16 protein-coding genes are annotated in these 8,491 nt (G+C 35.6%); all 16 read right to left on the bottom strand.

Translation table 11 applies throughout. The features are described from left to right. Positions 1-115: 115 nt before the first annotated feature. Positions 116-979, bottom strand: a complete 864-nt coding sequence (locus BUL40_RS15590) for a hypothetical protein (RefSeq protein WP_080319998.1) — start codon at positions 977-979, stop codon at positions 116-118. A 2-nt stretch (positions 980-981) separates the two neighbouring features. Then, entirely contained in the window at positions 982-1,353 is a 372-nt protein-coding gene (locus tag BUL40_RS15585) for a 3TM-type holin (RefSeq protein ID WP_080319997.1), read from the bottom strand. 235 nt (positions 1,354-1,588) lie between these two features. Next, on the bottom strand, positions 1,589-1,924 hold the full coding sequence (locus BUL40_RS15580; protein ID WP_080319996.1) for a hypothetical protein: 336 nt from the start codon (positions 1,922-1,924) through the stop codon (positions 1,589-1,591). A 1-nt stretch (position 1,925) separates the two neighbouring features. Continuing rightward, positions 1,926-2,369, bottom strand: coding sequence for a hypothetical protein (locus BUL40_RS15575; RefSeq protein ID WP_080319995.1), 444 nt, complete (start codon positions 2,367-2,369; stop codon positions 1,926-1,928). Next, positions 2,369-2,689: a hypothetical protein gene (locus BUL40_RS15570; protein ID WP_141239685.1), complete on the bottom strand. Its 321-nt coding sequence runs from the start codon at positions 2,687-2,689 to the stop codon at positions 2,369-2,371. Before BUL40_RS15570 ends, BUL40_RS15575 begins: the two co-directional genes overlap by 1 nt. Position 2,690: 1 nt before the next feature. Further along, complete coding sequence (locus tag BUL40_RS15565) at positions 2,691-3,104, bottom strand: M23 family metallopeptidase (protein WP_176465503.1); 414 nt, start codon at positions 3,102-3,104, stop codon at positions 2,691-2,693. 138 nt (positions 3,105-3,242) lie between these two features. After that, positions 3,243-3,461: a hypothetical protein gene (locus BUL40_RS15560; protein WP_080319992.1), complete on the bottom strand. Its 219-nt coding sequence runs from the start codon at positions 3,459-3,461 to the stop codon at positions 3,243-3,245. Between the two features lie 3 nt (positions 3,462-3,464). Next, a complete protein-coding gene (locus BUL40_RS15555) occupies positions 3,465-3,950 on the bottom strand; it encodes a hypothetical protein (protein ID WP_080319991.1) in 486 nt (161 codons plus the stop codon). 5 nt (positions 3,951-3,955) lie between these two features. Then, positions 3,956-4,078 carry a hypothetical protein gene (locus BUL40_RS15915; protein ID WP_262485916.1) on the bottom strand — a complete coding sequence of 41 codons (123 nt, stop codon included), beginning with the start codon at positions 4,076-4,078 and terminating at the stop codon, positions 3,956-3,958. Further along, complete coding sequence (locus BUL40_RS15550; protein ID WP_080319990.1) at positions 4,078-4,842, bottom strand: hypothetical protein; 765 nt, start codon at positions 4,840-4,842, stop codon at positions 4,078-4,080. The genes BUL40_RS15915 and BUL40_RS15550 overlap by 1 nt, the downstream gene beginning before the upstream one ends. Before the next feature lie 77 nt (positions 4,843-4,919). Beyond that, the gene (locus BUL40_RS15545; RefSeq protein ID WP_080319989.1) at positions 4,920-5,660 is read right to left on the bottom strand and encodes a hypothetical protein; all 741 of its coding nucleotides are present in this window, start codon (positions 5,658-5,660) and stop codon (positions 4,920-4,922) included. Positions 5,661-5,772: 112 nt separating this feature from the next. Next, positions 5,773-5,949: a hypothetical protein gene (locus BUL40_RS15785; protein WP_176465502.1), complete on the bottom strand. Its 177-nt coding sequence runs from the start codon at positions 5,947-5,949 to the stop codon at positions 5,773-5,775. Beyond that, positions 5,946-7,100, bottom strand: a complete 1,155-nt coding sequence (locus BUL40_RS15540) for a replication initiation factor domain-containing protein (protein WP_080319988.1) — start codon at positions 7,098-7,100, stop codon at positions 5,946-5,948. Before BUL40_RS15540 ends, BUL40_RS15785 begins: the two co-directional genes overlap by 4 nt. Before the next feature lie 229 nt (positions 7,101-7,329). Then, positions 7,330-7,581 (bottom strand): hypothetical protein, encoded by a 252-nt coding sequence (locus BUL40_RS15535; RefSeq protein ID WP_080319987.1) that lies wholly within the window; start codon positions 7,579-7,581, stop codon positions 7,330-7,332. Beyond that, complete coding sequence (locus BUL40_RS15530; protein WP_080319986.1) at positions 7,581-7,832, bottom strand: hypothetical protein; 252 nt, start codon at positions 7,830-7,832, stop codon at positions 7,581-7,583. The genes BUL40_RS15535 and BUL40_RS15530 overlap by 1 nt, the downstream gene beginning before the upstream one ends. Before the next feature lie 60 nt (positions 7,833-7,892). Continuing rightward, on the bottom strand, positions 7,893-8,303 hold the full coding sequence (locus BUL40_RS15525) for a hypothetical protein (RefSeq protein WP_080319985.1): 411 nt from the start codon (positions 8,301-8,303) through the stop codon (positions 7,893-7,895). Between the last annotated feature and the right edge of the window lie 188 nt (positions 8,304-8,491).

The raw sequence follows: 8,491 nt of genomic DNA, 5'->3' as shown, positions 1-8,491 counted from the left end.
TTGTCCTATAATTTATAGTATGTAAACCCTTACAGCATGTTTTGTCTTACAAATATAACGCTAATTTACGCATTTTATGTTGTAAGGGCTACATTTTAACACTACTTTTTTTATCCTAACTTACCCCAATTACATATAAAGTTACCTGATATGAATCTGAAAACGAAAGGTATGCCAAGTCACTTTCTAACAATTGCAAACTTGTTTCTTGCGTTCCAAATTGTTGTGAGAGTGATACACCTACACTACCATCTAAAGTAACAACAGGATTATTTAACACAACACTTAACGGTACTGTATTGTTACCAGCTTCTAAAGGTATGCCGTTAATATTAATCATTTGACCAAAACCATTAGCCTGTTGGAAATCCATAACAATAACTACATCCTTATCCTGTACCGGTTCAGGTTCGCCCCAAGCATAAACGACAAGTTGGTATCTATTCAAACCACTGTTAAAAGTCATATCCGATAGGCTTATTAATAGCGTTTGTTCGTCGCTATATTCAGGGGTAAGCGTTAAACCGTAGTTATGTGAAACGTTTACCAAAGTTTGCCCTATAACTTCATCCATTTCAAATATGTTGTGACCCTGAACAATTGGCGCACCATTTAAAGTAGTATGCGCAGGGTGTCCGTCCGAGTGCGTAAAATCGAAATATATTGATACTTTGGGTTTTGGTTTAAAATCTTCCAAACTATTTTTTAATTGTACACGATAGCCCGTAAAACTATCATAAACAAGGGATTCCGCACGAGTGAATAATATATCTTCAACACCTTTTTCTATTTCGGTTAACTTATATAATAGTGTTGATGCGTCCGCAATATTTGCAAATTTGCCGTAATACACCGTTTTAGGATTAAAACTAAACGGTTCATTTGCCCCTTTAATTATTGGGGTTATCGATATTACCTCATTATCTGAATAAAGCCCTTTAAAGGCTTTTTCTATTTCGCAAAATGTAAAATCTATCATTTTTAATTTACTTTTTTAATCTTTTCGTAAGTTCTATAACCAGACATTCCAAGCATGGCCAGTAATATGCTTATTAATTGCCCTAATTCAATTACAGGCAAGGGATTAAGCTGTAAGCCTAAAGCATTTAAACCCCATTGCGCCAAGTCTCTAAATATAAAGTGATAGGCTAGGGCAGAGCCACAAACCCAACCAATAAAAGGACGCCAACCAGATACAAATATATTTTTGTGGCTTGCTTCAACTTTGTTGAGTTCTATTTGCGCCACGTCCATTTTTTGCAATTCCTTTATTAACTCTATTCTAAAGGCTTGTACTTTCGCTTCTTTTCCCTTAAATAATTCGATAAATTCCTTTTTGGAAAATAACGACATAACGGCATTTATTATAGTTGTAAACACTTGTTTTCTAGTTTATTGGTTAAATCTCTACGTTATTGAACCGCGGGGGTTGAGTAGTAAGTATTTTTTTACTTTTCGTCTTTATCGAAAAACTTTTTAATGTTCAAACCTATTGCAGTTACTAGCAATATAATTGTTAAACCTTTTTCGACTTGCAAAGCCATTGAGGACAACGCAAGGACGTTTAAAACATTTGCATCGATTATCCTCAAACTACAGTTAATTTAATTTGTTCCTTATGGTGCAAAGTGGTTAACGCATCATATTTTTTACTTAACGGCACGTAATAACCTAAAGATTTAGAAAACGGTTTTTGTCCATAAATAGCCCGTACAGCCTTTAATTGTTCGCCAGACAATGCATACACAAAATTTTCAATCCTTTCTTTTGAAAATATGGGCAATGCCATATATATAAAGAATTTACGAGCGTTGCAAACATCTTGTGTTGTGTGCGTTGCATCCATCTTTTTAAACTTGAATAACTCAACTGTAAAGCCTACCAGATAGGACACCACCAATACCAAGGTTGGTATTAATGCCATTTTAAGATATTGGTAAATTTGGGTTTTGCCCTTTGATTTTATTTTTGTCATCTTGTGATAAAGTATGGTTTAATATTTCTGTTAAATTCATTTCGCTGCCAAGGGCGTTAAATTCATCAAGGGTAATATTGTATGTTTTTATTCCAAATTCCGCCTTAACCTTAAAATAATCCGCCTTAGATAATGGCACTAATTTTTGAATAATGTTATCCTCATTCGTAAACATTGCGTGAATTTCTGCCTGAATAGCATTAGCAATGCTTTGCGCTTCATCCTTTGTTAATGTACTTGCAGCACCCTTTAAAGAAGAAAGCAAATAATTATAACCTTTTGCAATCGTACCCCAGATAAAGGAGATTAAAACGACAACCAGAGCCAACACCAATATTAATATAATGGGGTTGGTTTTGTAGTTATCTTTAAATAATGATACCAATTTTGCCATTAACTACAACCGCAACCGCAGCCCCCCGCACTTTTAGTGTTTAAGGTTTCATTTATACGTTGTAATTGTTCCGTTATTGGCTGTAGATTACCACCGCCACCAATAGCAGCAGAACCGCCACCACCTGAAACGGGCGCACCGCCTTTATCTTCAACAATAGGTTGTTGCCTTCCCTTGTCAATTTCGGGGGTTTCGTTTGGTATCTGTACCGTTTTGGTGCTACAACCCAAAAGGAAATAAGCAACCAAAGCACACAGGGAAACCACAAACGCCAATAGCGCATATAATATATTTTTATGTTGTTTTTTCTTTTTTTTCATCTTAAAATAGGTTTGTTGGGTCAATTAATTTGCCCCTTAAATAAAGTTCAAAATGTACGTGGTTTGTCATGGTAGTACTATAACGGGCTGCAATGTTATCCGCCAACGCAATCTTTTGACCCTCATTTATAATAGTTCCCACGGGTGCAAAATCCTTTATATACATTATTTTGGCTGTATAGTCAGAATACGAACGTAAGCCCCTAATTTCTATTAGTTTATAACTTAAATCCGAATATGCGTAACCGTGCCTAATAATTTCACAAGGGAAAGGAGCCAACACAACATCATTTTCCGCCATAGCGAAATCTATTCCTTTGTGTTTATGCTCACCCCTAGAAGCACCAAAAGAACCACACCCCCAATTATCGCAACCCCTAAAGGCTTTAATCTTATTTAATAATGTAAACTTCATAAATTGACTAATTGAAAGAACCAACAGCGTTATTAATGCCGTTCCAACTATTTCTTTTGTTCTAATATATCGGGGTTTATAAACCATACCACAAAGGGCGCAGTTAACAAGACTACCCAGAGCCACACACGCCAATTTTTAGTTTGCATCTTCTTTTACTTTTTCGTTATCGTTCCCAAGAACGTTTTTAACTACTTTTTTAGCCGTTTCTTTAACCGTCTTTTTTGGTTCAGGCTGCCAAACCTGTTCAAGTTCAGTTTTACACGTCTGCAAGGCTTTTGCAACGATTTGAGCGGAAAGGGCGTACTTTTCTATTTTTGAACCGTAGCTAAGTACACCCAATATTTTACCTATCATTTGTTACCTTGTGAATTTTCCAAAATAACCCGTTACTTTCTTACCGCTAGAGGTAAGCCCGTTACCGTTCGGAGTTATTACCATGCCCAAATCTGGCAAACTAATTACTTTGGTAGCAATGTTCATACTACAAGGAATTATCCTTACTTGCCCCGAATTCGTCCAAACAACTTCTGCAATCATGGTAATATATTTCTTACCCGTTGTTTTTGCCGTGTATTCGCTAGAATCCTTATACGGTGAAACCTTGGCAGTAATCAACCCCTTACCTTTTGATTTGTTCCAAGCGTTAACAATTGTTAACCCCTCAAACTTACCTTTTCTGATTATGCTATATTTAGCACCACTTTTTTTAGGTGGTTTTTGGTTTTGTTGTGGGTAATAACCACCCCTGTTTTGATAACCCCTATTTTGATAACCTCTATTTTGATAACCCCCGTTATTAAATGGGGCGTTCATCCATTCTTTGTTGTAACCTTGTTGAGCCATGATTTTTATTTAGAAAGTTTTTTAATGTAAATGATACTGGCAACACTTGCCAATACGGTCAATGCTAAGTGTCCAACCGTAATACCCCAGAATAAAGGGCGCATAAAAATTTCTTTTACTTTTTCCATTATCTATTTAATTTGAAAATTGAATTGTTTTTGTTGTTTTTTCGTGTGAACAATAAAGCTACCACAGCAGCAAAGCCAAGGAATAAACCACCCATTTGCACAGTTTTGTTTTGGGTTATATCCTTTAAATCTTCTGAAACGTTAGATTTTAGCTTTATCGTAAAACTTGGTATTATTTTCTGGTACGGCTTATCCGTTCTATCGTGGTAACGGTATAGCGTATGACTAACCATATTTACCTGAATATCCGCATTTATATCGTCTGCAAGATTTTTTACAAAAGGCACTAAAGTATCATTTATATAACTATCGATACCCTTTTCCAAAGCCTGCAAACCTCTTAAAGTACAATCCTTTGCAGAATCGTAACGCCAACCAAGCCAACCTTGTAACGTTGTTGTATTTACCTTAGATGCAAACCAGAAATCTTTAAAAAATTGGTTTAAACTTTCCTGTAAATCTTCCCTTTCTACACTTAATGCCTGTTCAAATTGCGCACTAATAGTGTTTATCCAGTCGGGCAATTCTGTTTCTGCCCGTGTGGGTGTCCATGTTGCACCCCAACAATCAAACCCATCTTTAAGGGCTTGTCCTATTGTTTTTGCAACCGTTTCAGAGGATACAAGAGAGCCTAACATTTTAGCCACCCCTGCATATGATGAAACCATGCCCAAAACCCCAGACAATCCACCGCCAGAAGTTCCGCCCGTGGTTGTTGTTGGTTGTGTTCCGCCTAGTATATTTGGTGTTAATCCTACTGCCATTGTTTTAATGTTTTAATTAAACAAAGAACCCCTTAAAATCTTACTCTTAAGGGGTTAACCTTACCAAACTAACTAAACTACCTTTTATATTTAACGGTTAAATACGTCATATCTTCATCAAGACTTATATCGTGATGAATAGTAACATTTTTCAACTGATTTACAGGGAAACCGATATGCCCAACCCCGTTACTATATAATTTTGTGGTTACCTCATAGCGTGAAGCCTCAAAACTTCTTTTATACGCTTCCATCTGGGCAACATCAATATTAACTTTTCTTACCTGTTCAACACCATTAACAAAACCATCCGCAACGATATAACTCATTTTAGTAGGTTCGTGCTTTCCATTAAAGTAAAGCAGATCCACATCCGAATAATTTTCGGTTTTTTCGCTGTTCGTTCCTTTTAACTCGCCCTTTTGTATGATGATAGGAGTACCAACGGCAGAGTTATCCATATTGATAACATCAAATGCCGAAGTTCCTAAATTGCTTAGGGTTACTTTGTACTTGTTATCATCGTCAAAAGACAACACCCCAGAAGCAGAAAAGAAAACAACAAGGTTTCTTACAAACTCGCTTTTATCCGCATCCGTGTTTACAGTTGAATCTAACCCCAAATAGGCTTGGATATCGATTAAATCAACAATAGCCATTTCTGGTATAATATTAACATCATTTGCCGATGCACTTATTTTATCAACTTTAATTTTACCATCAAACGGGAAACCATCGTTGAAGATTAAACCTTGGCTTGGTTCGTCAATCTCAAAAGTAACTGAAGTGTCAGAACCTGAAACGCTAACTAATTTCATATTTATTATTTGTATTATTTACTGATTTGAATACAAACATATTAGGAAGCTAGAAAGCGTTTACGGTTTTGACGTGTTTAAGGGGGTTTTTACGTGTTTTTACGTGTTTTTACTACTTTAATAGGGTTTCAACATCTTGCAACGTTATGGAATCCACACGGGCAATATCTGCCTTTGTTAAATAGTTCCTTTTGGTTTGGCTTAACTCTATATATTGGCTGTAATATTTTGCAGCGGTTTTTAAACTTACCCCAAGATAAACCGCAAACATTGACTTGGTTACCATCATATTTCTACAAATTCAATATTAAAATCCGTTTCGTAATGCGCTAAGTTTATGGTTTTTATCTTTTCCTTTTCCTTAAATTCCGCTATATATTGGCTAAATTTTTGGTTATACCATTCCCATAAATCAAAATCGTTCAACATGCGTTTTAATGGCACTAAAAAACCAAAATCGTGATTAGACGAAAAGTAAGAGCGCAACAGCCCTTTTATCATTCTTTGCTGCCCTATAAAGGTTTCTTTTATGGTTCTGGTTAGCTTGCCAATTGCGCCCGTAATAGCCCCAAGCACGTTAGATACCTTGGAAAAGTCTATAAAAACTACATCTTTTTCCTTGTTTAGTTCCTTTTTACCCGTGTTTTCTTTTAACTCAAAATGATTTTTAGCAGCCTTTTGGAATAGGTTAAATAAACAGTTTTGGCTGAATATATCGTCGAAAGATATTTCATGTTGTGCAAACCATTTTTGGCTTATTTGGTATTCATAACGCCATATTTGACCCGTTAAACCTACTTTTTGCCACATGGTTGCAATATGCGGTTTTAGTTCGCCCTTGGTCATTTCATAGGTTTTATCGTATATCCTACAGAAACGAGAAGAAGAACGTTTGCCAATCTGTACACCAGTATAAGCAATGCGACCCTTAACGGTTCGACTATAAAAATTTATATCCTTTTCCCTACCAGAAATTAAAACATTTTCGGTTAATATGTTGGTTAATAGCCCTTTAAAATCGTGTTGTTCCTGGCTAAAATCTAGGGCAATATCGAGCCTGTTCACACCCTTATAATCCAAGCCCATAACATCAAGGGCGTGTTTAACCATCTTTTTTAGTTCCTTACCATCTTTTGTATAAAATAGATAATTCTTAAGTTGGAATTGGCACAAATTAGCATCAAGTACGGTGCTACGTGGTTCAAATAGTAACGTTCCCAAAGTTTCATCTTTGTAAGTTATTTCAGCTTTTTGTTTAAAAACTTTTGTGCCATAATCCGCAACATCTATTTTAAGGCAATCCACAACCCCAACCAAGGGCGAACCCTCTAAATTAAGCACTAAATAATCCATATTAAGTGCGTAATTTTTCCTACGGTCGAGTAAGTCCCCGTTATACCTAATGGGGACGTTAACGCCTTTATTTACTGCCTTTTCCATTACTTCAAACCCTTATAAAGTTCAAACAAAGAGATTAAAAGCCCACTAGTACAAAGGGTAATTAACCCAGAATAGACAAATGCCAAGGCATAATCTTTTTTTGTGTGTGGTTCGTTGTTCCAGAAGTCTAATCGAAATTTCATATTTATTAGTTTTATAGGTTTTAAAAATTTGTTGTGCGGTTTAAATCTCTACGTTATTGAACCGCGGGGGTTGAGTAGTAAGTATTTTAATTATATTTTAGGTTTAAAGCGTCTCCATCCCAGTATATATAAGCTATATGCGGTTTTATGGGGTAACCCTTTTTTTTGCCTAGTCTTTTATAGTTGTAAATCTTAGCGTAGTAGAAATTATTTAAACGGCTTACTACTTTTGGTAAATCTTCTACTTTTCTGCGTGATATTCTGAACCAAGTATGCCCAGTTTTTCCTGTTTCTTTGTTGCCATATACGACAAGCATAAGACCTTGTTTAATCCTCATTAAAATGCGTGTTTTGTTTGTTCCAAATGTTTTTCGTGTGATTCCTTGAAAAGCTGCAATTCGTTTTCATCAAAAACAGAACGGTGTACAACATCAAGGTTATTTTTGAACATCTCTAAATATTCCTTTTGCTGATACGGTTTCAAGGCATTGAAATAGGCATCTTTGCTGTTTTCGTAGTAGATACAAGCATGAAAATTATTTACCGTTTCGACCCAGAACGTACAGAAAGTAAAGTTTTTATTGGACATAGTTTGCCCATGTACGCACTTGTGGCACGCACTCCCAACAGAATTTTTGCACATAATATTTTATATTAAATTCTGTTTAAATAGCTTGGTAAATAGCTGTTTATGGCTTGTAACGTTCAAGTTATAAGAGTAGGGCAGCTCCAATATTCCATAATTGTTCTGTTCATCTGGAACGTAAGAGGTAACAACGATATAGCCTGTATTCTCAAAATATGAAAAATCAAGTTTAACCGTTCTAATATGGCGTTTGTGTATATCCGTGTAAGGATGCCTTAAAGTAACGCTATTGCCTTGTTTAGAAGTATGAAAGTATTTTTGCGCATATCTTACGAACGTACTAAACTTAAGAGTAGTTTCGTTTAGATTATTTACTATTTCTTTGGTTAATAGAACCTTAGAAACACTTTTTTTAACGACTTTTTTATTAAAACGTGCGTTAATTCCGTTTTTTGTTGTAGTTTGGTAACTCATATTTATTAAAAATTTAGGGTAATCGTAAACCGCCAAGTTTAATGCGATTGCCCTTTTTTACATTCTTACTTTTGTAAGTGGCGCAAAACTACTACTTTTGCATCCTTTTTCCTACAATCCGCCTTTTTCACTCATTTACAGACCTTAAAAGGGGTTTAAACATGCTGTTACTTGTCCTATAATTTATA

Source organism: Croceivirga radicis (assembly GCF_002072105.2).
Classification (GTDB): domain Bacteria; phylum Bacteroidota; class Bacteroidia; order Flavobacteriales; family Flavobacteriaceae; genus Croceivirga; species Croceivirga radicis.
This window is presented reverse-complemented; position numbering and strand designations above follow the sequence as displayed.